The organism is Billgrantia gudaonensis, assembly GCF_900100195.1.
In the GTDB taxonomy this organism is placed as follows: Bacteria; Pseudomonadota; Gammaproteobacteria; order Pseudomonadales; family Halomonadaceae; genus Halomonas; species Halomonas gudaonensis.
Genome location: NZ_FNES01000003.1, coordinates 101,223 through 121,687, shown reverse-complemented (window position 1 = coordinate 121,687; position 20,465 = coordinate 101,223). Strand labels below are relative to the sequence as shown.

28 protein-coding genes are annotated in these 20,465 nt (G+C 65.5%); 15 read left to right on the top strand and 13 right to left on the bottom strand.

From position 1 onward, the window contains the following. The first annotated feature begins 45 nt into the window (after positions 1–45). The gene (locus BLP96_RS04565; protein WP_089683589.1) at positions 46–468 is read left to right on the top strand and encodes a Rid family hydrolase; all 423 of its coding nucleotides are present in this window, start codon (positions 46–48) and stop codon (positions 466–468) included. Here the strand turns inward: BLP96_RS04565 and BLP96_RS04560 are convergent. Together BLP96_RS04560 and BLP96_RS04555 are read right to left on the bottom strand one after the other, a co-directional pair. After that, positions 465–1,238, bottom strand: coding sequence for a GNAT family N-acetyltransferase (locus tag BLP96_RS04560; protein WP_089683587.1), 774 nt, complete (start codon positions 1,236–1,238; stop codon positions 465–467). The two genes, BLP96_RS04565 and BLP96_RS04560, sit on opposite strands and share 4 nt — an antisense overlap. After that, positions 1,228–1,860: an FMN-binding negative transcriptional regulator gene (locus tag BLP96_RS04555; RefSeq protein ID WP_089683585.1), complete on the bottom strand. Its 633-nt coding sequence runs from the start codon at positions 1,858–1,860 to the stop codon at positions 1,228–1,230. Before BLP96_RS04555 ends, BLP96_RS04560 begins: the two co-directional genes overlap by 11 nt. Positions 1,861–1,988: 128 nt before the next feature. On the opposite strand from BLP96_RS04555, the gene pdxR reads away from it, so the two are divergent. Continuing rightward, positions 1,989–3,515 carry a MocR-like pyridoxine biosynthesis transcription factor PdxR gene (gene pdxR / locus BLP96_RS04550; RefSeq protein ID WP_089683583.1) on the top strand — a complete coding sequence of 509 codons (1,527 nt, stop codon included), beginning with the start codon at positions 1,989–1,991 and terminating at the stop codon, positions 3,513–3,515. Positions 3,516–3,603: 88 nt separating this feature from the next. Continuing rightward, positions 3,604–3,894 (top strand): YrhK family protein, encoded by a 291-nt coding sequence (locus BLP96_RS04545; protein ID WP_089683581.1) that lies wholly within the window; start codon positions 3,604–3,606, stop codon positions 3,892–3,894. A 22-nt stretch (positions 3,895–3,916) separates the two neighbouring features. Here the strand turns inward: BLP96_RS04545 and BLP96_RS04540 are convergent, their stop codons facing one another. Together BLP96_RS04540 and BLP96_RS04535 are read right to left on the bottom strand one after the other, a co-directional pair. Beyond that, positions 3,917–4,558 (bottom strand): nitroreductase family protein, encoded by a 642-nt coding sequence (locus BLP96_RS04540; protein WP_089683579.1) that lies wholly within the window; start codon positions 4,556–4,558, stop codon positions 3,917–3,919. Continuing rightward, positions 4,555–5,532: a DMT family transporter gene (locus BLP96_RS04535; protein WP_245682163.1), complete on the bottom strand. Its 978-nt coding sequence runs from the start codon at positions 5,530–5,532 to the stop codon at positions 4,555–4,557. The genes BLP96_RS04540 and BLP96_RS04535 overlap by 4 nt, the downstream gene beginning before the upstream one ends. Positions 5,533–5,613: 81 nt before the next feature. Between BLP96_RS04535 and BLP96_RS04530 the strand changes: the two genes are divergently transcribed. Next, complete coding sequence (locus BLP96_RS04530; protein ID WP_089683577.1) at positions 5,614–6,102, top strand: MarR family winged helix-turn-helix transcriptional regulator; 489 nt, start codon at positions 5,614–5,616, stop codon at positions 6,100–6,102. 46 nt (positions 6,103–6,148) lie between these two features. Here BLP96_RS04530 and BLP96_RS20315 read toward each other — a convergent pair whose 3' ends face one another. Further along, positions 6,149–6,670, bottom strand: coding sequence for a helix-turn-helix transcriptional regulator (locus tag BLP96_RS20315; RefSeq protein ID WP_245682162.1), 522 nt, complete (start codon positions 6,668–6,670; stop codon positions 6,149–6,151). Next, positions 6,663–6,971 carry a hypothetical protein gene (locus tag BLP96_RS20310; protein WP_245682161.1) on the bottom strand — a complete coding sequence of 103 codons (309 nt, stop codon included), beginning with the start codon at positions 6,969–6,971 and terminating at the stop codon, positions 6,663–6,665. Before BLP96_RS20310 ends, BLP96_RS20315 begins: the two co-directional genes overlap by 8 nt. On the opposite strand from BLP96_RS20310, the gene BLP96_RS04520 reads away from it, so the two are divergent. The 3 genes from BLP96_RS04520 to BLP96_RS04510 all read left to right on the top strand — a co-directional run bounded on the left by BLP96_RS04520 (position 6,939) and on the right by BLP96_RS04510 (position 9,286). Further along, a complete protein-coding gene (locus tag BLP96_RS04520; protein WP_245682160.1) occupies positions 6,939–7,487 on the top strand; it encodes an MFS transporter in 549 nt (182 codons plus the stop codon). The genes BLP96_RS20310 and BLP96_RS04520 overlap by 33 nt on opposite strands. 281 nt (positions 7,488–7,768) lie before the next feature. Continuing rightward, positions 7,769–8,317 carry an NADPH-dependent FMN reductase gene (locus BLP96_RS04515; protein WP_089683575.1) on the top strand — a complete coding sequence of 183 codons (549 nt, stop codon included), beginning with the start codon at positions 7,769–7,771 and terminating at the stop codon, positions 8,315–8,317. A gap of 78 nt (positions 8,318–8,395) precedes the next feature. Continuing rightward, positions 8,396–9,286 carry an arylamine N-acetyltransferase family protein gene (locus tag BLP96_RS04510; RefSeq protein ID WP_089684066.1) on the top strand — a complete coding sequence of 297 codons (891 nt, stop codon included), beginning with the start codon at positions 8,396–8,398 and terminating at the stop codon, positions 9,284–9,286. A gap of 6 nt (positions 9,287–9,292) precedes the next feature. Here BLP96_RS04510 and BLP96_RS04505 read toward each other — a convergent pair whose 3' ends face one another. Beyond that, positions 9,293–9,751, bottom strand: a complete 459-nt coding sequence (locus tag BLP96_RS04505) for a carboxymuconolactone decarboxylase family protein (RefSeq protein ID WP_089683572.1) — start codon at positions 9,749–9,751, stop codon at positions 9,293–9,295. An 83-nt stretch (positions 9,752–9,834) separates the two neighbouring features. On the opposite strand from BLP96_RS04505, the gene BLP96_RS04500 reads away from it, so the two are divergent. Continuing rightward, positions 9,835–10,671, top strand: a complete 837-nt coding sequence (locus tag BLP96_RS04500; protein ID WP_089683570.1) for a helix-turn-helix domain-containing protein — start codon at positions 9,835–9,837, stop codon at positions 10,669–10,671. Here the strand turns inward: BLP96_RS04500 and BLP96_RS04495 are convergent, their stop codons facing one another. From BLP96_RS04495 to BLP96_RS04485, 3 genes are all read right to left on the bottom strand, one after another. Next, positions 10,672–11,091, bottom strand: coding sequence for a hypothetical protein (locus BLP96_RS04495; RefSeq protein WP_089683568.1), 420 nt, complete (start codon positions 11,089–11,091; stop codon positions 10,672–10,674). It abuts the gene before it with no gap. Further along, positions 11,072–11,272, bottom strand: coding sequence for a helix-turn-helix transcriptional regulator (locus BLP96_RS04490; RefSeq protein WP_089683565.1), 201 nt, complete (start codon positions 11,270–11,272; stop codon positions 11,072–11,074). The genes BLP96_RS04495 and BLP96_RS04490 overlap by 20 nt, the downstream gene beginning before the upstream one ends. A gap of 73 nt (positions 11,273–11,345) precedes the next feature. Next, positions 11,346–11,675 (bottom strand): hypothetical protein, encoded by a 330-nt coding sequence (locus BLP96_RS04485; RefSeq protein WP_089683563.1) that lies wholly within the window; start codon positions 11,673–11,675, stop codon positions 11,346–11,348. Between the two features lie 163 nt (positions 11,676–11,838). Between BLP96_RS04485 and BLP96_RS04480 the strand changes: the two genes are divergently transcribed. Then, positions 11,839–12,732, top strand: coding sequence for a LysR substrate-binding domain-containing protein (locus tag BLP96_RS04480; protein WP_089683561.1), 894 nt, complete (start codon positions 11,839–11,841; stop codon positions 12,730–12,732). 70 nt (positions 12,733–12,802) lie between these two features. Here the strand turns inward: BLP96_RS04480 and BLP96_RS04475 are convergent, their stop codons facing one another. Continuing rightward, a complete protein-coding gene (locus tag BLP96_RS04475) occupies positions 12,803–13,762 on the bottom strand; it encodes a DMT family transporter (protein ID WP_089683559.1) in 960 nt (319 codons plus the stop codon). Between the two features lie 240 nt (positions 13,763–14,002). Then, positions 14,003–14,734: a DUF899 domain-containing protein gene (locus BLP96_RS04470; protein ID WP_089683557.1), complete on the bottom strand. Its 732-nt coding sequence runs from the start codon at positions 14,732–14,734 to the stop codon at positions 14,003–14,005. Positions 14,735–14,884: 150 nt separating this feature from the next. On the opposite strand from BLP96_RS04470, the gene BLP96_RS04465 reads away from it, so the two are divergent. The 5 genes from BLP96_RS04465 to BLP96_RS04445 all read left to right on the top strand — a co-directional run bounded on the left by BLP96_RS04465 (position 14,885) and on the right by BLP96_RS04445 (position 18,953). Continuing rightward, on the top strand, positions 14,885–15,808 hold the full coding sequence (locus tag BLP96_RS04465) for a bifunctional helix-turn-helix transcriptional regulator/GNAT family N-acetyltransferase (protein WP_089683555.1): 924 nt from the start codon (positions 14,885–14,887) through the stop codon (positions 15,806–15,808). A gap of 212 nt (positions 15,809–16,020) precedes the next feature. Further along, the gene (locus BLP96_RS04460; RefSeq protein WP_218118578.1) at positions 16,021–16,443 is read left to right on the top strand and encodes a PadR family transcriptional regulator; all 423 of its coding nucleotides are present in this window, start codon (positions 16,021–16,023) and stop codon (positions 16,441–16,443) included. Between the two features lie 52 nt (positions 16,444–16,495). Continuing rightward, a complete protein-coding gene (locus BLP96_RS04455; protein ID WP_089683553.1) occupies positions 16,496–17,656 on the top strand; it encodes an MFS transporter in 1,161 nt (386 codons plus the stop codon). Next, positions 17,653–18,399, top strand: a complete 747-nt coding sequence (gene arsH / locus BLP96_RS04450) for an arsenical resistance protein ArsH (RefSeq protein WP_089683551.1) — start codon at positions 17,653–17,655, stop codon at positions 18,397–18,399. Before BLP96_RS04455 ends, arsH begins: the two co-directional genes overlap by 4 nt. 95 nt (positions 18,400–18,494) lie before the next feature. Continuing rightward, positions 18,495–18,953, top strand: a complete 459-nt coding sequence (locus tag BLP96_RS04445) for a cupin domain-containing protein (RefSeq protein WP_089683549.1) — start codon at positions 18,495–18,497, stop codon at positions 18,951–18,953. A 118-nt stretch (positions 18,954–19,071) separates the two neighbouring features. Here the strand turns inward: BLP96_RS04445 and BLP96_RS04440 are convergent, their stop codons facing one another. Further along, positions 19,072–19,398: a rhodanese-like domain-containing protein gene (locus BLP96_RS04440; protein ID WP_089683547.1), complete on the bottom strand. Its 327-nt coding sequence runs from the start codon at positions 19,396–19,398 to the stop codon at positions 19,072–19,074. Positions 19,399–19,521: 123 nt separating this feature from the next. Here BLP96_RS04440 and BLP96_RS04435 point away from each other — a divergent pair, with 123 nt between their 5' ends. Then, a complete protein-coding gene (locus BLP96_RS04435; RefSeq protein ID WP_176761459.1) occupies positions 19,522–20,418 on the top strand; it encodes a LysR family transcriptional regulator in 897 nt (298 codons plus the stop codon). Positions 20,419–20,465: the final 47 nt, after the last annotated feature.

Genomic DNA, 20,465 nt, shown 5'->3' with positions numbered 1-20,465 from the left:
CGGAGAGATTCCGGCCGATTCGACAGATGCAACAAGGATGCAGCGATGAGCAGAGTCAGACGCGAACCGATCAATCCCGCCGGTCTTCCCGATACCCTGGCCGATGGCTACAGCCAGGCAGTGATGGTGCAGGGCGGCCATCGGGTGCTGATCTCCGGCCAGGTGGGCGTCGATGCCCAGTCCCTGCTGGCCGGCCCCGACCTGGCCGAGCAGACCGAGGCCGCCCTCGACAACCTCGAGCGATTGCTGACGAGTCTCGGCGGCGATCTCTCCCGGGTTGCGATGCTGCGCCTCTACCTGGCCGAGTTCGCTCGTTACGAGCAGCCTGTGGTGGTGGAGGCGCTACGGCAGCGCTTTCCCGCGGCTCCGCCGGCGGCCAGCTGGCTGATCGTGCATGGCCTCGCCGAACCGGAATGGCTGATTGCCATCGAGGCCGAAGCGGTGTTGCCGGAACCGGCCGCCGGTTAGCCGGACGCAGCCGGTCGCGCGGTCAGGGCCGACAGCGAAAGACGCTGCCTGCCTCGGGCATCGAAGTTGTCCGGCGACAGCCAGCGCTCGAAGATCGCCTCCAGGGTTGGCCATTCGCCGTCGAGGATCGAGAACCAGGCGGTATCGCGATTGCGACCGGCCACCACCCGGTGCTGGCGAAAAATCCCCTCGAAGCGAAAGCCCAGTCGCGTGGCGGCTCGCCGCGACGGCATATTGAGCGCATCGCACTTCCACTCGTAACGGCGGTAACCCAGGGCGAAGGCGTGGTGCATCATCAGCACCATGGCCTCGGTGGCGGCTGGGGAGCGCTGCAGGTGCGGCGAGAAATGCAGGTGGCCCACCTCGAGACTGCCGTGCTCGGGCACGATGTTCAGGTAGGCGGCGAGCCCCAGCGCCTGGCCACTGGCCCGTTCGACGATGGCATGGAAGCGCGGGTCGTGGCTGGCCGCCCGAGAGGCCAGCCAGGCATCGAACCCGGGCCGGTCGTCATAGGGGATGCCACCCAGGTAGGCCCAGCGGGCTTCGGGACCGTCGAGGGGCGTTTTTCCCGGCAAGCCCAGGGCGGCATACAGGCCGTCGCCGTGGCGCTCGGCATCCAGGGGTTCGATGCGCACCCGGTGACCGGCCAGGGTCACGTCCGGGAGCGGCGTCGCTCCCGCCCATCCCGGCACGGGGTCACCGATGGGTTGGCCCAAGCGGGTGAAGGCGCTCGTCGTGTCGTGCGGTGGGTTGGTGGGCCTAGCGGTCATCCTCGTTCGCCTCCTGCGGATGGTGCTCGAGATAGCGCTGGGTATAGCTCCCGAGCTGCCGGGCCTGAGGGTCGGGGCTGGCGCGCAGCCCGGCCAGCATGCCGACCTGGTCTTCCCGCGAGCGGTTCAGCCCCAGCTTGGCCTTGCCCTGGAGATCGTCCAGGCGGATCCGGAAGCCGACGGTCCCCGCGAGCAGCCGCCGGCGATACGCTTCGCCGAGGATTTCCTCGTCATCGAGCAGGTCGGGTTCGTACTGGGCCACCAGTGCATCGAGTGACGCCAGGGTGGCGGCGTCGTCGAGCCGCTCGACGACGCCGCTGGCATGCACGGCCACGTAGTTCCAGGTCGGTACCGCCGGCCGGGTGGCGTACCAGCGGGGGGAGACATAGGCATGTGGGCCCTGGAAGATGGCCAGCACTCGCTGTCCATCCAGCTCGTGCCAGTGGGGGTTGGCGCGAGCGAAATGCCCATAGAGGGTGCCCAGTTCGCCTTCGTTGCGTTCCAGTACCAGCGGGAGATGGCTGGCCTGGAGTCGACCGTCCAGGAGCATGGCGAAGCCATGGGCATCGATCAACGCCTGGGCCTGTGACAGGGACATGCGGGTATCACGAGGACGGTACATGGAGACTCCTTGCGGCGAGCCGGACAAGACGAATGGGCATGGCGAACGCCTCTGTGCGAGCGGCGGTGACACCGTTCGAGTCTGTCGGCATAGTGGTTCCCTGGTAAGGGCCAATCATGAGGAAAGTCATGGAACCGGTCGTCGCCGTGCACGCCGATTGGGTCAGCGAGGCTCTGGGCATCGAACTGAGTCAGCCGTCGTCACACACCCTGGTTCGCCGTCTGTATCGGGCGCTGCGGACCTGGATCCAGTCGGGACGCCTGGCCAGCGGCAGTCGGCTGCCGCCGTCGCGGCGGCTGGCCAGTGACCTGGGAGTGGGGCGCAATACGGTGCTGGAAGCCATCGATCAACTGGTCGCCGAGGGTTTCCTGGAGACCCGCCCCGGCGCCGGTACCTTCGTCGCCGACCTGCCGTTCGGTCGTGTCGAGTCGGTATTCGAGGAAGAGCCGCGTGAGGCGCCGGATCCGTTTCCGGAGGCGTCGCTGTCGTCCCGGGGCGAACGGCTGCTGAAGTTCTGTGCCCCGTCAGGCGGACATCGTGGTGCCTTTGCGCCGGGCGTGCCGGCCCTCGACCGTTTTCCCCGCGAACTCTGGCAGCGATTGCTCAAGCGTCATCAGCGGGATGCACCCGAGGCGTGGCTGGATTACCGCACCCAGGGCGGCGTGACGGCGCTGCGCGAAGTGCTGTGCGACTACCTGAGGCTGTCGCGCTCGGTGCGTTGTCGCCCGGAGCAGGTACTCGTGGTGCAGGGCGCCCAGCAGGGCTTCGAGCTGATCGCACGAATGCTCGGCGACGCGGGCGACGTGGTGTGGATGGAAGAGCCCGGCTATGGCGGTGCCCAGGCCTGCTTCGATGCCTCCGGGCTGGAAATGGTGCCGGTTCCGGTGGATGGCGAGGGCATGGATATCGAACGCGTCCCCGCCGGGCATGCCGCGCCCCGGCTGATCTATGTGACGCCGTCTCATCAGTATCCCAGTGGCGTGACCATGGGGCTCTCGCGACGCCTGGCACTGCTCGAGGCGGCCGAGGCGCGCGGTGCCTGGGTCGTCGAGGACGACTACGACAGCGAATTCCGCTATGGCCAGCGACCCATCGCCGCCCTCCAGGGGCTGACCGAGTCGGCGCGGGTGATCTATGTGGGCACCCTCAGCAAGGTACTCTATCCGGGGCTGAGGCTCGGTTATCTGGTGTTGCCCGACGCCCTGGTCGAGCCGTTCCGGCGAGCCAATGCGCGCCTGCATCGCGAGGGGCAGTACGCCGTGCAAGCGGCGTTGGCCGAGTTCATCGCGGCCGGCCACTTCTCGCGGCACGTGCGGCGCATGCGCGACTGCTACCGGAAGCGTCAGGCGCTGTTGCGCCGGGCGTTGACGCCGGCCGTGGCGCAGGGCCTCGTTCTGTCGGAGGGACAGGCCGGCATGCACCTGGTGGCCTGGCTCGACAGCCTGGAGACCGAGCGCGCGCTGGTGGCTCGCGGAGCGGCTCTCGGTATCTCCTTGTCGCCGCTCTCCGGCTATTGCTTGACGCCGCCGGGACGCCCAGGGCTGGTGCTGGGCTATGCCGGCGCCCCCGACGGCGAGATTCTCCAGGCCGGGCGCTGGTTGGCGCAGGAGTGGCTGTCGCTGAGCGAGGCAGGCGCTGCGTCGCCACCGCGATGAGGGCCAGACGGCCCGGCGAGCCGTACGCCATCGCCCAGGCGGCTGGTACGCTGATGCCATCCCCACGCCGCAGCCGCAAGGAGACCCAATGACGACCTCCTCTTCCTCCCGCACTCACCTCGATGATCCCCTGACCCTGCGCCTGGGGCACGAGGAACTGGTGATTCGCCGTCGCTACGAGACGTTGAGCATCGCCAACGACTTCTGCATCGCCATCTGGTTCCTGATCGGAAGCGTGCTCTTCCTGTATCCCAGTCAGGAGACGCTGGCGGTGTGGATGTTCATCCTGGGTAGCTTCCAGTTCCTGATCCGTCCCAGCATCCGGCTGGCGAGCCATCTGCATTTGCAGCGCATACCGCCCAGCGAATGGCAAAAATGAGGGCATGGCGCGGCGATGACGCTCAGGCCTCGGGTACATGGATGAACAGCCGCTCCCGGGGCCAGCGCACCTTGGCGAGTCCCGCATGCCGGTCGGCCTCGGTGTCGCGGTAGCCCAGAGCGAGGAGCGCGACGCTGCGCAGGCCCTGAGCCTCGAGGTCGAGCAGGCGGTCCAGCGCCGCCGGGTCGAAGCCTTCCATGGGCGAGGCATCCACGCGTTCCACCGCCGTCGCGGCCAGTGCCGTACCCAGAGCCAGGTAGGCTTGACGGGCCGCCCACTGGAAGCGTTCGTGGGGCGTGGCGAATCCGTCTAGAGTGCCCTTGATGGTGGCGCCGTAGGCGTCCAGCTCCGAGGCTTCGATCCCTCGTGTCTCGGCAATCAACTGGGTCAGTTCGTCGACGTGGCGAGCCTCGACGGGATCCCAGGCGGCGAAGACCAGCAGGTGCGATGACTGGACGATCTGCGGCTGGTCGAAGGCCACCGGGCCGATACGCTCGCGCAGTGCCGGATCCTCGATCACCAGCACGGAATAGGGCTGCAGCCCGTAGGAAGAAGGCGCCAGGCGAACCGCCTCCAGGATCCGTTCCACCCGTTCTGCGGGAACCTTGGCTCCGGTCATGCGTTTGGTGGCGTAGCGCCAGTTGAGGGCTTCGATGAGTTTCATGATGACTCCTCTAGGTCGGGGGAGAATGTGGCGGTTTGCGTACCGCTCGTGGTGGACGCGGCGCGGGCGCCGCGCTGGAACAGCAAGGTACCGCCGGCCACCAGCAGCGCGGCCAGGCCCAGGTTGGGCGGCGGAGCCTCGCCGAGGGCGAAGATCGCGATCAGGGTGCCGACCACGGCCGCCACCGAACCGATCTGACTCAGGTAAACGGGGCCGGCGAGTCGTTGCAGTACGAAGAAGAAGAGGTAGAGCACGGCGAACACGGCGACCTCCACCAGCAGCAGCCGCACGACGGTTCCGGTGGCGAGCAGCGCCGGGAACTGGCCGGGTTCGAGCGACAGCGCGAAGGGCAGCAGCGTCACGGCGCCCCCGAACATCATCGATGCCGCCAGGAAGACCGGTGAGCTGCCTTCGGGCCAGCGCAGCGTGCGGTAGATGTTGCCCAGTGCGAGCACCAGCGGCATGGCCAGCATCAGCAAGGCCCAGCCTGGTGAGCCGTCGATGCCGCCGGCCTTGGCGGTAGCCAGCACCAGGCCGCCGGAGAGTCCCAGCAGCACGCCGAGCAGGCGCGATGGCCTCAGACGCTCCAGTCCCAGCAGGACGGCCAGCCCCCAGGTGATCAGGATCGGGAAGGCGAAGCTCAGCGAGATGAACCCCGCCCCGACGTGGCGTACTGCGAGGAAGGCCATGGCGTTGGGCAGGGCGAACAGGGCTCCGGCCACGATGGCGTACTCCAGCGTGCGGCGGTCGAAGGTCAGCGGCCGATGGCGGGCCACGGCGATGCCGAGCAGAACGCAGCCGGCGCCGGCCATGGCCGTCATCAGGAAGGTCAGCCGCGGCGCTCCAGCGCCATCGGCCAGCTTGGCGACCACCATCGATAGCGCCAGGAAGGTGCCGACCAGCAGCAGGCAGCCCAGGGCGTGGAGTCCGCGTCGGTCCGAGCGCTTGCGCGTCCGTGTTGCGTTCGACATCATTCATCCTCCTAGCTCGACAGGAAGTATCATTGTGTCGAGTATCTTAGTATCAAGATAAAAGCTTGGCAAGGAAAGATGACAATGAACCGAGTGAAGCTGGCGGTTGGCCAATGGCGGCGCGAGTTGCCCGACCTCGATCTGCTGCCCATGGAGGTGGTCGGGTACCTGAAGACGAGTCAACTGATTACCAAGGGGCGGCTGGACGCCTTCTTCAAGCAGCATGGCTTGCAGGCGGGGGAATTCGACGTGCTGGCCACCCTGCGCCGTGCCGGCGAGCCCTACGCCTTGACGCCGACGCAGCTGTTCGAGGCGTTGATGCTTTCCTCAGGGGGCATGACCAACCGGCTGGACCGTCTGGAGCGGGCCGGGTTGATTCAGCGCTCACCCAACCCCGACGATCGCCGCGGCACCCTGGTTTCGCTCACTGCCCAGGGGCGCGAGCTGATCGACCGCTTGATTCCTCTGCACGTGGAGAACGAGGCGCGCCTGCTCGAGCCCCTGACTCGCGAAGAGCAGGAGACGCTGAACCGGCTGCTCGGCAAGCTGCTGGATGGACTGGAAGGGGAGTAGCACGGCGGGCCAGGCGAAATCGTAGTCCGCCAGGTGCACCGGCTCATCAATGGCCTTGCGTAGCGACTGGGCTTCGTTCATGGGGATTCCTGACGTCGGAAGGGGCCGGCGCGGCGCGCGTGCTCTCTTTGTGCTGCTGGCGTAAGGCGCCGGGCGGGTAGCCATGGATACGCTTGAAAGCACGGCTGAAGGCAGCCGGGGAGCCGTAGCCTAGTCGGTAGGCGACCGTCTCGATTGGTTGACGTTCCCTGCCGATCCATTGGGCTGCCAAGTGCATGCGTAGCTCGGTCACATAACGGTGCGGTGTCATCCCCGTTACCGCCAGGAAGCGCTCGGCGAACACTGAGCGCGAGCTGCCCATCTCGGCGGCGAGTTCCGCCACCGTCCAGTTGCGCCCTGGCTCGCGATGCAGGGCGGCGATGACACGTCCCAGGCGGGGATCGCGCAGCGCCTCGATCCAGCCGGTGGCGTCGCCACAGCCGCACTCCACCCAGCCGCGTACGATGAAGGCCGCCATCACGTCGGCGAGCCGCGCCAGAATGGCGGCAAAGCCCGCACGCTCACTCACTGTTTGCCTCGCGTTCCATCGCCTCGAGCATGGGCAGAATCTCGGGCTGGCGCTCGAGCAGGGTACCGACGTACATCACCTCGGGCATCAGCGAAACGAGGGCGTGCATGCTGCCCAGGTCGAACTCCATGCAGCCGCTGAAGGTCAGGGCGCTTTCGCGTGTGCAGCCTTGGGGGCAGGCGCGAATCGCACTGACCGCTTCACACAGCTTGGCGCTTTCGAAGGCAGCAATGTCCTGGGCCGACTGGTCGGGTTCGGAGAGCAGGGCATGCTGGCCGCGGCCCTGGTCTTCACCGGCCACTTCGCCTTCTTCACCTACATCCGCCCGTTCCTCGAGACCGTGACCGGCGTCGGCGTGACCGGCGTGGCGACCATCCTGCTCGGCTTCGGCGTGGCCAACTTCGTGGGCAACTACCTGGGCAACTACCTGGGCGGTTGGATGGTGGAACGCAGCCTGCGCCTGACCATGATCGCGATGCCGCTACTGATGGGAACGCTCGGCGTATCGCTGGTGTTGCTGGAAAGCACACCGGCCACCGATGCCGCGCTGGTGGCACTGTGGGGGCTGGCCTTCGGTGCCATTCCGGTGGCCTGGTCGACCTGGCTTACCCGCACGGTGCCCGATGAGGCCGAGAGCGCCAGCGGCCTGCTGGTGGCCGCCATCAACTTGGCGATAGCCACTGGGGCAGCGGTGGGTGGCGTCATCTTCGACCTGGGCGGTGCGCTCGACGTCTTCGCCGCCAGCGGTGCCGTGCTCTTGTTGGCCGCATTGATGGTCCTGATAGGCGTCAGGACGCGACCGCTAGCCACGGCGTGAAGGTTGCCGATCCGTGTGGGGCTGCCCGTTTGCCACCATCGATTGCTGAAAACGCCAGATGGCTGGCAAGCGGTCCTGTGATTCTGCACGGCTGGGCGCACGGCTTCCTGCACGTTGTCGTCGTTTCCCGCCTCGTCAGTTTTCGCAGTCGTCTCAGCGACGATGGTTAGGAGGCGATAGCCGAGCCCTATCGGACGCATTGTCACGGCGACCTTTGACCTCAACTTAACTTGAGGTCGTATCGTTCATCGCACTCAATCAGCGAACGGGAGAACAGTGCAATGAGCGATACGATCAAGGTGGCCGTGATCTATGGCAGCACGAGGGAAGGACGTTTCTGCGATACCGTCGGCTCGTGGGTCGTGGACCATATCCGGCGCCGGGAGGCGTTTTCGCCGATGGTGATCGACCCCGCCGCCGAGCCCGCGTCGGCATTCGCCGGGCGTCTCGACGAGGCGGACGCCTTCGTCGTGGTCACGCCCGAGTACAACCACTCCTACCCCGCTGCGCTCAAGGCGCTGATCGACGACTACAAGGCGGAGTGGCAGGCCAAGCCGGTGGCCTTCGTCTCCTACGGTGGCGCCTCGGGCGGGGTACGGGCGGTGGAGCACCTGCGCGATGTCTTTGCCGAGCTGCATGCCGTGGGCATTCGCGACGGCGTGATGTTTCCCAACGTCTGGGAGCAGTTCGACGAGCAGGGGCAGCCGCTGCAGGCACAGCGTTTCGAGCGTGGCATGCAGACCTTGCTGGCGCGGCTCGCCTGGTGGGCCGAGACCCTGCGCGAGGGGCGCGCCGCCCGAGACTATGCCCAGGCAGTGATGCTGGATTGAACGGTCGATGAGGCGCCGATGCGTTTCTCGGCCCTCTTCTCCAACGCGGCAGCGCCGCTCGGCAAAGGAGTTTTCGTCATGCAGGCATCCGGAACCTTGCTCCATGAATCGGCTACCTGGGAGGCCTCGCCTCTCGACCTAGAGGCCTATCTGGCACGCCTCGACTACCGCGGGTCGCTGACCCCCAGTCTCGAAACGCTGCGGGCACTGCAGCGTGCGCATCTCGAGGCGATCCCCTTCGAGAACCTGGAGATCGCCATCGGCGGGGAGATCCGGCTGGATCTGGCGAGTCTGCAGGACAAGCTGGTGCGGCGGCGGCGCGGTGGTTACTGCCACGAACAGAACCTCCTGTTCGGCACGGTGCTGGACCGGCTCGGCTTCCGGGTGGTGCCCCGAGGCGCGCGGATGCTGGTGGGCGAAGAGGCCCGCCGGATCACGGCCATGAACCATACGATGCTGGCGGTGACCGTCGAGGGGCGCGACTGGCTGGTCGATGTCGGGGTCGGCAATGTGGGGCCGCGTGAGCCGGTGCCTGTCGGGGAGAACGTCGAGGTGCGCCACGGCCGTTGGGAGTATCGCCTGGAGCGCTCCCCCGTGGGGCTCTGGCTGCTGCGGCATCGGCGCCACGATGGCTGGTTCAATATCTACCAGTTCGGCGATGCGTCTTACTACCGTGCCGATGCCGAGACCCACAACTACCATGTCTCCCATCACCCGGACTCGCCCTTCGTGCGGCGTATCGTGGCCCAGCACAACGGTGCGGAGGAACGCCTGGGACTCGCCGACCTGGAACTGACGGTGGAGCGTCCCGGGGCCGAGCCGGAACGTCGCGAGCTGCGGGCCGCCGAGCTTCCCGGGGTGCTGCGAGAGCGTTTCGGGCTGGCGCTCGATCCGGAGCAGGAGGCCCGCCTGCTGAGTCGGGCCGAGTCGCTCGCTGCGTCGGTCGCAGGCGAACGACTCGGAACCTGAGGACGGTCACTTGGGCCGGTAGCTGCCGACATCGGCGGCAAAACTGATCGCCAGGCGGTTCCAGGCGTTGATGGTGCAGACCGCCAGGGTCAGGTCGGCAAGCCCCTGCTCGGAGAAGTGCTGGCGGGTCGCCTCGTACAGGGCGTCGTCGATGCCGTTGCCGGCAATCAGGGTATTGGCCTCGGCCCAGGCCAGGGCGGCCCGCTCTCGGGGGGTATAGAATGGGGTTTCTCGCCAAGCGTTCAGGGCGTACAGCCGCTGCTCGGTTTCGCCGGCCTTGCGCGCATCCTTGGTGTGCATGTCGATGCAGTAGGCGCAGCCGTTGATCTGCGAGACGCGGGTATACACCAGCCCCAGCAGGCCTTCGCCCAGTTCGCCCTCTTCCCCGGTGCGCGAGACGTGGCGCTGGAGTTCGAGCATGGCCTCGATACCGGCGGGACTGGCGGAGAAGTAGTTCATGCGCATGGGAGGATCTCCTGACGGTGAATGACGGATCCCAATCTAGCCTGGGCCCGGGGCGCGGCATTGTAGATTTTCGACCGGCGACCGTGATCGCCCCGCCGACCGGCCTGCGCCTGCTGCAGTTCGCTCCCGATCCTGCGCTGCGTGCCCATGTGCAGTGCCTCTGGTATGCCCAGGGTTGCGATGCATCGGGAGCGGACACGCAGGAACTGTTGCACCCCGATGGCGGTATGGGGCTACTGTTCAACTTCGGCGGACCCGTGAGTCGAGACGATGGCGTCGCATCGTGGGCCGCCTGGATCGATGGCCCCAAGCTACGCACGGCTCGGCTACGGGCGGGTTGGGACCTCGATCTGCTCGGCGTGCGCTTTCGGCCGGGGAGCGGAGCGCTGATCGTCGGTGAGCCGCTGAGCGAGCTGGCCGGAGTCGAGCCGATACCCGGCGATGCGTTGGGCCACCTTGCGTTGGAGGCATTGCACGAAAGGCTGTGGCAAGCGCCCGACCTGGCCAGCCGCATCGCGATGCTGGAGCGTTTCCTGCTGCAGCGGTTGCGTCATGCCGAGGCGTTGCCGGCGGTGTTGCCGGCTTCGCTGGAGTGGTTGCGTCAACGTTCCCTCGAGGGCGAGGGCCCGGCCAGCATTGCGATGCTGGCCAAGGAGTTACCGATCGGCCAGCGTCGATTGGAGCGCCTGTTCCGCCACTACGTGGGGTTATCGCCCAAACGCTACGCCCGCCTGATGCGCATCGCTCGCAGCCGTGAACTGATCAAGCGGGGCGGGATGGACGTGTCCTTGACCGACACCGCTCATGCCGCCGGCTACTACGACCAGGCCCATTTCATCCACGATTTCAAGACCGTGACCGGCCTGACGCCGGGGGGATACCGGGAACACGCGAAACGGCGGTACGGTCACGGAGCCTAGCTAGGAGCGCCGTCGCAGGATCACGGTGGCGATCATGTGGGTGAGGCCGCCGACGAAGCAGATCAACGTGAAGGCGCCCGGGGCGCCACGAGCGATCTCCCAGAAGAAGCCGATCAGGGCGACGCCCAGTACCGCGAAGTAGGCGGCGGCAAGGGCGCGTTGCTGGATCAGCGCATGGCGTTCATCCAGCGGAGGATCGTGGCTGAGCAACTGGACCGACTCGAAGCGCTGGCCGTAGCGCATCACCGCCGCATAGGACAGCATGATGGCGAGCATGGCCAGGCCGATGCCCGGAGCGTCCGCCGCCAGCCAGGAGACCAGGAGCATCGCCACCCCCAGGGCCACGCCAACCAGCGGCACGATCGTCGGCCGTTGCCTGCCTGGGGCAGGATGGGAGCGTTCAGGCGTCGGAGCGGTCATCGAATACCTCCTCGACGGGCTTGCCGAAGAATCGGGCCAGCTTCAGCGCCAGGGGTAACGAAGGCACATAGCGGCCGACTTCGATGGAGTTGATGGTGTTGCGTGAGACGCCTTGGACCTCGGCCAGGTCGGCCTGGGTCAGGCCTCGCGCCTTGCGCAGCTCACGGATCCGATTGTGCATGAGACAAGCCTGCTTGGCATTTCGAGCTGTGTCAAGCAGGCTTGTCATTGCGGCGATGCGCGATCACCGCCGTTCAGCCGGGGTGGGTTGGCATTTCCCGGGACTGGGACTGCCGTTCCGCCAAGGCATGCAGGGCATCCACCTTGAGCGGCAGGCGCGAGGCCCACAGAATGTCGTCGCGGCAGTGGCCCATGTCCTCGAGGATGTGGTCGTCATGGGCGAGCAGCGGCAGGAAGCGCTGCCGAAACTGACGCCTGCGGCGGTAGGCCCACCACCAGCGATCGATGGCATGGATCAGCCCCAGCGGCGGCATGGCCGGCAAGTAGAGATCCAGGTTGGGTGGCTTGGGCGGCGGCACGTCGTTGTCGTCGACGCGGCGGCGAAGCGGTTCGTACTGGCTCATCTCACACCTCCCTTCGGGCGGCCGCCGGGCGGACGGCTGCCGGAGTCTGCTGATTCTTGGGTGGAGGGTCGCGACCTCTGAGAGAGAGCATGGCGCGCGCTTTTTGATCAATCCAACGAAAAGATCTACATTCACTCTTAAGATTTATTGAAAGGGCGTGGTCATGACCGAAATGCCATCCAGCGGACGAGCGCCGCTGCCGCTGCTTGATACCGACGTGTTGCGCACGTTCGTCGCCATCGCCGAAAGCGGCAGCTTCACGCGTGCCGCCCGGCAGGTGTTCCGCACCCCCTCGGCCTTGAGCATGCAGATCAAGCGCCTGGAAGAGACCCTGGGGCAGACGTTGTTCGTGCGCGAGGCGCGCCAGGTGCGTCTCACCCCGGAGGGAGAGCTGCTGCTGGGCTACGGGCGGCGGTTGTTGCGGCTCAACGAAGAGGCGGTGACCCAGTTCCTGGCCCCTTCGCTGGAGGGGCGGGTCAGTCTCGGTACCACCGATGACGTGGGTTCGCGGATACTGCCCGGCGTGTTGGCACAATTCGCCCGCTCGCATCCGGCCGTGCAGGTCGATGTGGTCGTGGGCGGCAGCCGCGACATGCTGGTTCGCCTCGAGGCAGGCGAGCTCGACCTGGTGCTATCCACCGGCGGCATGCACGACCCATCGGCCCACGTCGAAACGGTGCACAGCGAACCGCTGGTATGGGCCGGTCGCGAGGGAGGAGTGGCTGCCCAGCGCTCGCCATTGCCGGTGGCGCTGGCCAACCATGGCTGTCCGTGGCGGAAGTTGGCTCTGGATGCCCTGGACCGCGCCGGCCTGAGCTACCGAATCGCCTACACGTGCGAGCACTGTGCGGGTCAGCAGGCCGCCATGCTCGCCGACCTGGCCGTGGCGCCTTTCCCACTGGCGCTGATCCGCCAGCCGCTGCGCCGGCTCGACGGCGACATCCTGCCGGCGCTGGGCGACTACCAGGTCGCCCTGGTGCGCCGAGATGGGCTGGGTGGCGCCGGCGAGGCCCTGGCCGAGCGGGTAGTCGAGGCCTTCCGCGACCTGCGCGGCTAGCGCGGCGTGGCAAAACCGGTGATGCCTTCGATCTCGTCCGTTGTCGAGGCGTACGCTGCGGCATACGGATTCAGTGGCTCACTCGATTTCGCCTGGCTTTCCAGCAAGCGAAAGCCATTTTTCGCAATCGCATCGAGGGCCTGCCGTCGATGGCCGCAAGCCCTATTCCGATCAGTCCCATTCCGGTCAGATGACGCCACTCCAGCCGCTCTCCCAGCACGAACGTCCCCAGCAGAATGGCACTGGCTGGAATCAGGAAAGTGACCAGCAGCAGGTTGGTCGCACCTGCGGTTGCCAGCAGGCGGAAGTAGAGAAGGTAAGCCAGTGCGGTAGAGAACAGCGCCAGGCCGAACACCGCCGACCAGGTTTCCAGCCCCGGCCAAGGCTGCTGCCAGAAGCGCTCCACCGCCAAGGCCAAAGGCATCAGCACCAGCGCCGATGCCGTTACTTGCCCGCAGGCGGCGATCAGAGGCGAGCAACCCAGCGCGCGGAAGCGGCGTCCGAACACCCCGGCAAAGGCATAGGAGAGGGCGCCGGCCAGCACCGCTAGCTGTGCCCATGAATGGCTGGGGGCGCCCTCGTGAACCTCGGTGCCCAGCATGTACGCCACACCGATGAAGCCGATTGCCACGCCCGCAAGTCGCCCCGGGGTGAAAGGCTCGTCACGCGTCAGGAAGTGCGCCACCACGATGGTGAAAAAGGGAGTGGTGGCGTTGAGAATCGACGCCAGGCCACTGGCGATATGCCCCTGGCCCCAGGCAATCAGGCTGAAGGGAATCATGTTGTTGAGCAGGCCCATGCCGAAGAAGGCTGCCCAAAGCCCCCGGTCGCGTGGCATGCGCTGGCCGAGCAGGAGAATCAGGGCGTTCAGCGCCAGTGCCGCCAGTCCCACGCGCAGGGCTACGATGGTGAGCGGCCCCAGCTCCTCGACCGCCACTCCCACGAAGAAAAATGAACCGCCCCACAGCATCGACAGGGTCAGCAACAACGCCCACTCCATGGGGCCCATGGTTCGATCGATCGTTTTCATCGCTGCCACTCCGGTTGGGAAACGATGCCAACCTAGGGCAGTGGGGCGGCGAGGGAACTCCGCTTCTTGCGCTGAAAGTCGAGCGAAAGTGCGCGCGGCTCAGCGCCTTGCCTCGAACGTGATCTCTCGACAGCTACGTTGCGGCGGCTCGTCGATGCGCGCCCCGCGCGACTAGCTCACCGGTCTTCTCGGCTTGCAGCGCCGAGTAAGAACGCCAGTTCAGGCGGCTGGATGCCCAGCCTACCTTGCCGAATCGTACTCGTCGTGGCGTTTCACCCAGTCCATCAGGTTGTGATGGGGGCCCGTTTCGTTGCGGCCACGGGGCGTCATGTCGAGCAGCATGTAGGTGCTGTCGACGAGTTCGTCACCGCGGCCATAGGTCGAGTAGGTGTGGAACACATCGCCGTTGGCGTCCCGATAGAACACGCTGAGGCTGGACAGGTCCTCGGTCGAGACGTTGGCTGTAGCGTAGTTGTAGTTGACCGCGCCTCGGGCGATCGCCTCGGGTCGGAACGAGACGTGGTAGTCGTAGTTGAAGTCGCTGTCGTGCGATGACACCCACTTCACGTACCAGCCCATGCGCTTACGGTAGGCATCGATCTCGGCGAGCAGTGCCCGTGAGACGCGTACCAAGCTCACGTCGTGGTGCGCGAGATGCACCCGAGTGCCTTCGATGTGATCGGCGGTGAAGGAGCAGCCGACACAGCCAGCTTCCCAGCCGGGGCCGAACATGAAGTGGTGGACGATCAACTGACTGCGCCCGTCGAACAGCTCAGCGAGGGTCCTGCGGCCTTCGTGCGTAGCGAAGACATACTCCTTTTCGACCTTTGTCCACGGTAAGGCACGGCGCTTGGCGTTCAGGTCATCGCGGAGGCGGGTGAGCTCCTTCTCCCTGATCAGTAGCTCTTTTCGGGCGGTGAGCCATTCATTGCGAGAAACGACGGGTTGGGGTACTTCATCGTGCGCTGACATGAGGGCTTCTCTCGTTGCTGTCGTTGCACGAGATAGTCGTCCTGGTGGGGCCGGATTCGACAGTGGAGCAAGTACTACGTATGGTGCTGTTGATTTAATTGCTTTAAGCAACTAAATATGTGCCTTAGGCAACCATAAAAAGGCTCCCGCATGAGTGCAGTATGCCACCTCGAAGAGCGCGCCGGGATCGTGCGACGCTTCAACCGCTTCTACACGCGTCAGATCGGCGTGCTCCATGAGCACCTCCTGGATAGCCGGTTCTCGCTGACGGAGGTCCGCATCCTGTATGAATTGGCGCATAGACCGATGTTGACCAGTTCGGACATCTGTCGGGAACTGGGCCTCAATGCGGGTTACGTGAGCCGCGTGCTCAAAGGTTTCGAGAGGAAAGGGCTCATCATCAGGACTCCCTCGCCCTCCGACCGGCGGGCTTCGCAACTGCAATTGACCGATCATGGTCGGGCGACTTACGGGCCGCTGAATGAGGCGTCGCAGCGTGAAGTCGTAGCCATGCTGGAAGACTTCTCGGAACTTGAGCAGCAGCGGCTGATCGAGGCGATGGGCCAGATCGAAAGCCTGCTCGGCGAGGCGGATTCGAGCTATCTGCTGCGTGACCCACGGCCGGGCGACATGGGGTGGATCGTCCATCGGCAGGCCGTGCTCTATGCCCAAGAGTATGGTTGGAACACGGAGTATGAGGCGCTGATCGCCGAGATCGTCGCCAAGTACCTGCGCGATTTCGACCCGCGTTGGGAGCGGTGCTGGATCGCCGAAAAGCAGGGAAATGTCGTTGGGTCGGTGTTCGTCGTCCGCGAAGACGAAGCGACCGCAAAGCTGCGGCTGCTCTACGTCGACCCGTGTGCTCGTGGCCTTGGAATAGGGCGTCGCCTGGTGGATGAATGCCTGAGATTCGCTCGCCATGCCGGTTATCGGCAAATGGTTCTGTGGACCAACAGCGTGCTCACCGATGCACGCAGAATCTATGAACGAGCGGGTTTCGAGTTGGTGGAGGAAACGCCGCATCACAGCTTTGGGAAAGATCTTGTCGGTCAGGTTTGGAGCCGTGAACTGTAGCGCTTACAGGCTATGCAGGACGGGCCGACAGAACGGCTTGATCGATACCGGGTAAGGCTTTGCACGAAAACTGCCTGCGTTAGGTCATGTAGCGTCAAGAATCGCCTCGTACGCGAGTCCGATCGAAGTATTCATTCACACGCCGTTATCGCCGATCGTGCACAGAGAGCCCAGTCTTGACGCCTCGACCATCGAGGTATAGCGTTCGAACCATGACCAGCACGAAAACCGGCACGGCCTCCGGCCGCAAGATCCCCGACTACAGCGACGCTTCCTACTGGCGCGGCACCATCAAGATGTCGCTGTCGAAGTTCTTCGTACTCAGCGTTCTGCACCGCAAGCCGATGCACGGCTACGAGGTGGTGCAGGCGGTGGAGAAGAGCACCAAGGGCTGCTGCAGTCCGTCGGAGGGGACTGTCTACCCCATGCTCAACGAGTTCGAGGCGGGGGGCTACCTGAGCTCGACGGCAGAGGTGGTGCAGGGGCGCTCGCGCAAGATCTACGCGCTGACCGACAAGGGGCGGGATGCCTTCCGTGTGGCGGTGGACGCCTGGTTGGAAGCCACGGACTGCATCCTCGAGGGGCAGCGCCTGGCGGGCAGTGCGAATGCCGACCGGGAGGAGCGCGAGACGTGATGGCCGGGGTTTTTTCAGAGCTATATACCTCGATGATCGAGGTAATGGCTTCATGAACCGCACTCGGGTAGTTGTCGCCCTGGGCGTTTCCCAGACCCTGGCTTGGGGGTCGACCTACTACCTGCCGGCCATCCTGGCGGTACCCATGGCAATGGAACTCGGCCTTTCTACCGGCAAGGTATTCGCGGCTTTCTCCTCGGCGCTGGTGGTCTCGGCGTTGCTGGGGCCGGCAGTGGGGCGGCGCATCGACCGCTTTGGCGGACGCGACGTGCTGGCGGCCTCGAGTCTGGTGTTCGCCCTGGGGCTAGTACTGCTGGGGCTGGCTGATGGGCTCATGATGTTGTGGGCAGGCTGGCTGGTGATCGGCGTCGGAATGGGCATGGGGCTTTACGAAGCGGCCTTCTCGACCCTGGCGGGGCTCTACGGCCGTGAGGCGCGCGGACCGATTACCGGCATCACGCTGCTGGCGGGCTTCGCCAGCAGCGTGTGCTGGCCGATCACCGGTTGGCTCGACGCCGAGTTCGGCTGGCAGAACGCCTGCTTCACCTGGGCAGCGATGCACCTGCTGCTGGGATTGCCACTCAACCGCCTGCTGATTCCCTTCGGCATCCAGCCGCCCCAACCTCACTCCGATGCAGCAGCGACCGAAGCGGAGTCGACCTGGCTGCCCATGGCACTGCTGACCTTCGTCTTCGCTGTGACCTGGATTATCAGCACCGCCATGGCGGCTCACTTGCCATGGCTGTTGCAGATCGCCGGCCTGTCGCCTGCCGCCGCCATCGCCGCTGCTGCGCTGGTTGGGCCGGCCCAGGTGGCGGCGCGCCTGCTCGAGTTTTCGTTGTTGCGGCGTTTCCATCCACTACTCTCGGCCAAGCTGGCAGCGGTTGCCCATCCGCTCGGTGCGCTCGGCGTGATGACGCTGGGGGCACCGCTGGCCACGCTGTTCGTGCTGCTGCACGGCGCCGGCAACGGCATTCTCACCATCGCCAAGGGCACGCTGCCGCTGGCGATCTTCGGTCCCCACGGCTATGGCCTGCGCCAGGGCGTGCTGATGGTGCCGGCACGCTTCGGCCAGGCACTGGCACCGCTGGCCTTCGCTCTGCTGATCGAGCGTTTTGGCACCCAGGCACTGCTGTTTTCCTCTGCCCTGGGGCTCTTGGCCGTGGTGGCGCTGCTCGTTCTGCAAACCCACGCCCTGAAGGAGGCGACATGAGGCTTCGCACGCTGTACGACCCCGACCATCTGCCGGCCCTCGACGAGCGCTTCGCTCTCCGGCAGCCCGGCCAGGGCTTGCCCGATCCGCTGGGCCATCCGCCACGCATCCTGCTGCTCTACGGTTCGCTGCGCGAGCGATCCTATTCGCGTCTGGCGATAGAGGAAGCGGCGCGGCTGCTGCGCCATTTCGGCGCCGAGACGCGGATCTTCGACCCTTCCGACCTGCCGCTGCCGGACCAGGTGCCGGGCGACGATCACCCGGCGGTAAGGGAGCTGCGCGAGCTGGCCATCTGGTCCGAAGGTCAGGTGTGGTGCAGCCCCGAACGTCATGGTCAGATCACCGGCGTGATGAAAACCCAGATCGATCATCTGCCGCTGAGCCTGGGCGCGGTGCGGCCCACCCAAGGACGAACGCTGGCGGTAATGCAGGTAAGCGGGGGCTCGCAATCGTTCAATGCGGTGAATACTCTGCGTCTGCTGGGACGCTGGATGCGTATGTTCACCATCCCCAACCAGTCCAGCGTGCCCAAGGCATATCAGGAGTTCGACGAAGCCGGGCGCATGCGTCCCTCGCCGCTCTACGACCGTATCGTCGACGTGATGGAGGAGCTGGTTCGCTTCACCCTGCTGCTGCGTCCCCACGCCGATACGCTGGTCGACCGCTACTCGGAGCGCCGCGAGACGGCTGGCGCCAAGGCCGACCCGGTGACGGACAAGGCGGCAGTGGGCCAAACGGCTTGACGGTGGGATGAGGCCGCTCGCAATCGGCCAACAACCCACTCTTCCTCGTCGTGGCCGACCGTCCAGGCGGCGACTCGAATCGAAGGAGAACTGACATGTACCTATCGGCGCAGGATATCGAAGCCCTGGAGGGCGTGAGAAAGTCGCACTTCCTCAACGCCCAGGCCGTGCGCATCAACAAATCCCTGGGGGATGCCGTCGGCATGACTCAGCTCGGGGTTCATCATATCAGCGTGCCACCCGGCCATTTCTCGACCGAGTACCACTGCCACCGTTACGAGGAGGAGGCCATCTACGTGCTTTCGGGAACCGGCGTAGCGACGCTGGGCGAGTGCAAACAGCCGATAGGTCCCGGCGACTTCATCGGCTGCCCTACCAATGGCGTGGCCCATGAAATGTACAACGATGGCGATGAGCCGCTGGTATGCCTGGTGGTGGGGCAGCGGTTGGCTCAGGACGTGTCGGATTATCCGCGTCAGGGCAAGCGGCTCTATCGTAACAGCGGCGAATGGAGTCTAGTCGATCACGATGCCATCGAGTACGTGAAGCGTTAGCTTTCCGGTAAGTAAGTACTTACCGGGGCGCCAGCAGTATCTCGCTGAATGGAATCCGCATCGTCACGAGGGCCTGCCGGACCGCAACCGGCAGGCCCTAGCGGAGTGTACGGCCCCTTCAGGCCGTGGTGACGGGCAACTGGGCCTTCTCCCACTCCTCCTTGCCGCCCTGGTAAACGGTGACGTCGGTGTAGCCCATGGCCTCGAGCTGGTTGGCCGCCATGTGTGAGTTCTGGCAGGTGGCGCTGGCACAGTACACCACTATCGCGGCCTGCTTGTTCGGTAGCAGCTCGGGCGCCCGTTGCCTGACCTGGTCATGGTTGATGTTGACGGCATTCGGCAGGTGCCACTGCTGGAAATACTTCTCCGGCAGTGCTTCTACAAGGGTCGGGCGCTCTCGGCCTTCGAGGCGGGCGGCCAGGTCTTCACGGTTGATGGTTTTCATGTTGGTGCTCCAAGTGTCGGCGATGTGAATCCGTTGCCTCGGCAACGTGCTAACAGCGTAGGGTTTGCGAATCAGCAATGAAATCGACGAAAATTGCACAGAGACATTGCAGAGGTGCAAGGCGTGAACTTCGATTGGGACAATCTTCGCCTTTTCCTGGCGATTGCACGCGCCGGCACCCTGGCGGGGGCGGCGAGAGCGCTTGGCGTTAACCACTCGACGATATTCCGGCGGCTCAAGGCGTTGGAGGCAGGCCTGGAGGTGCGCTTGTTCGACCGCTTGGCGCAGGGCTATGTGCCAACGGCGGCGGGCGAGATGCTGCTCAAGCACGCGGAGCGAGTGGAGGAGGAGGCGCAGGCCATCGAGCGCGAACTCGGGGGGCAAGACGTGAGGCTGTCGGGGCGGGTCGTCGTCACCACTACCGATACCCTGGCCAATGCCTTTCTCGCGCCCGTATTTCAGGGCTTCATCGAACGCTACCCGGGCATCGAGCTGGAACTATTGAGCGTCAGTGCCTTCCTCGAACTGGCCCGGCGTGAGGCGGATATCGCCATTCGTCCGACGCAGGCGCCGCCGGAGAACCTGATCGGCCGTCGGGTGGGCACCATTCGTTGGGGAGTGTACGGCGCGCGCGAGTACTTACAGGATCGTCCAGCGCTCGAGGATCCGGCACGTCCGGAGGGACACCGCTTCGTTGGCGGCAACGAGATGATCCGCCATCTCGCCAGCAGCCGATGGCTGGATGAGCGGGTGCCGCCGGAAGCTTTCGCGCTACGCACGAACAGCGTCGTCGCGGCGTTGGGGGCAGCACGGGCCGGTGTAGGGCTCGCCGTGGTGCCGCATTACATGGCTCGCCAGGAGAACGAGCTGGAGTGCGTGCTGGCGATCGGGCCGGAGGTAGCGACTGACCTGTGGCTACTGGTCCATCCGGACCTGCGCCACAGCGCTCGTATCCGTGCATTCATGTCCTTCGCGGCTGAGGAGGTCAGACAGCGACAGGCCGAACTAGAAGGCCGCTAGCGCCAGGCTCGAGGCGGCATTCATGTTGGGCAAGCTGCCTGTTGGAT

What these genes read in the sequence shown, in the direction of transcription:
- BLP96_RS04470 (WP_089683557.1), bottom strand. Translation starts at nt 14,734, where the DNA reads ATGTCAGCGCACGATGAAGTACCCCAACCCGTCGTTTCTCGCAATGAA.
- BLP96_RS04485 (WP_089683563.1), bottom strand. Translation starts at nt 11,675, where the DNA reads ATGAGCCAGTACGAACCGCTTCGCCGCCGCGTCGACGACAACGACGTG.
- BLP96_RS04445 (WP_089683549.1), top strand. Translation starts at nt 18,495, where the DNA reads ATGTACCTATCGGCGCAGGATATCGAAGCCCTGGAGGGCGTGAGAAAG.
- BLP96_RS04560 (WP_089683587.1), bottom strand. Translation starts at nt 1,238, where the DNA reads ATGACCGCTAGGCCCACCAACCCACCGCACGACACGACGAGCGCCTTC.
- BLP96_RS04545 (WP_089683581.1), top strand. Translation starts at nt 3,604, where the DNA reads ATGACGACCTCCTCTTCCTCCCGCACTCACCTCGATGATCCCCTGACC.
- BLP96_RS04565 (WP_089683589.1), top strand. Translation starts at nt 46, where the DNA reads ATGAGCAGAGTCAGACGCGAACCGATCAATCCCGCCGGTCTTCCCGAT.
- BLP96_RS04490 (WP_089683565.1), bottom strand. Translation starts at nt 11,272, where the DNA reads ATGCACAATCGGATCCGTGAGCTGCGCAAGGCGCGAGGCCTGACCCAG.
- BLP96_RS04515 (WP_089683575.1), top strand. Translation starts at nt 7,769, where the DNA reads ATGAGCGATACGATCAAGGTGGCCGTGATCTATGGCAGCACGAGGGAA.
- pdxR (WP_089683583.1), top strand. Translation starts at nt 1,989, where the DNA reads ATGGAACCGGTCGTCGCCGTGCACGCCGATTGGGTCAGCGAGGCTCTG.
- BLP96_RS04480 (WP_089683561.1), top strand. Translation starts at nt 11,839, where the DNA reads ATGACCGAAATGCCATCCAGCGGACGAGCGCCGCTGCCGCTGCTTGAT.
- BLP96_RS04520 (WP_245682160.1), top strand. Translation starts at nt 6,939, where the DNA reads ATGCTGGCCGCGGCCCTGGTCTTCACCGGCCACTTCGCCTTCTTCACC.
- BLP96_RS04505 (WP_089683572.1), bottom strand. Translation starts at nt 9,751, where the DNA reads ATGCGCATGAACTACTTCTCCGCCAGTCCCGCCGGTATCGAGGCCATG.
- arsH (WP_089683551.1), top strand. Translation starts at nt 17,653, where the DNA reads ATGAGGCTTCGCACGCTGTACGACCCCGACCATCTGCCGGCCCTCGAC.
- BLP96_RS04540 (WP_089683579.1), bottom strand. Translation starts at nt 4,558, where the DNA reads ATGAAACTCATCGAAGCCCTCAACTGGCGCTACGCCACCAAACGCATG.
- BLP96_RS04495 (WP_089683568.1), bottom strand. Translation starts at nt 11,091, where the DNA reads ATGACCGCTCCGACGCCTGAACGCTCCCATCCTGCCCCAGGCAGGCAA.
- BLP96_RS04535 (WP_245682163.1), bottom strand. Translation starts at nt 5,532, where the DNA reads ATGATGTCGAACGCAACACGGACGCGCAAGCGCTCGGACCGACGCGGA.
- BLP96_RS04555 (WP_089683585.1), bottom strand. Translation starts at nt 1,860, where the DNA reads ATGTACCGTCCTCGTGATACCCGCATGTCCCTGTCACAGGCCCAGGCG.
- BLP96_RS04455 (WP_089683553.1), top strand. Translation starts at nt 16,496, where the DNA reads ATGAACCGCACTCGGGTAGTTGTCGCCCTGGGCGTTTCCCAGACCCTG.
- BLP96_RS04475 (WP_089683559.1), bottom strand. Translation starts at nt 13,762, where the DNA reads ATGAAAACGATCGATCGAACCATGGGCCCCATGGAGTGGGCGTTGTTG.
- BLP96_RS04460 (WP_218118578.1), top strand. Translation starts at nt 16,021, where the DNA reads ATGACCAGCACGAAAACCGGCACGGCCTCCGGCCGCAAGATCCCCGAC.
- BLP96_RS04510 (WP_089684066.1), top strand. Translation starts at nt 8,396, where the DNA reads ATGCAGGCATCCGGAACCTTGCTCCATGAATCGGCTACCTGGGAGGCC.
- BLP96_RS04530 (WP_089683577.1), top strand. Translation starts at nt 5,614, where the DNA reads ATGAACCGAGTGAAGCTGGCGGTTGGCCAATGGCGGCGCGAGTTGCCC.
- BLP96_RS04440 (WP_089683547.1), bottom strand. Translation starts at nt 19,398, where the DNA reads ATGAAAACCATCAACCGTGAAGACCTGGCCGCCCGCCTCGAAGGCCGA.
- BLP96_RS04465 (WP_089683555.1), top strand. Translation starts at nt 14,885, where the DNA reads ATGAGTGCAGTATGCCACCTCGAAGAGCGCGCCGGGATCGTGCGACGC.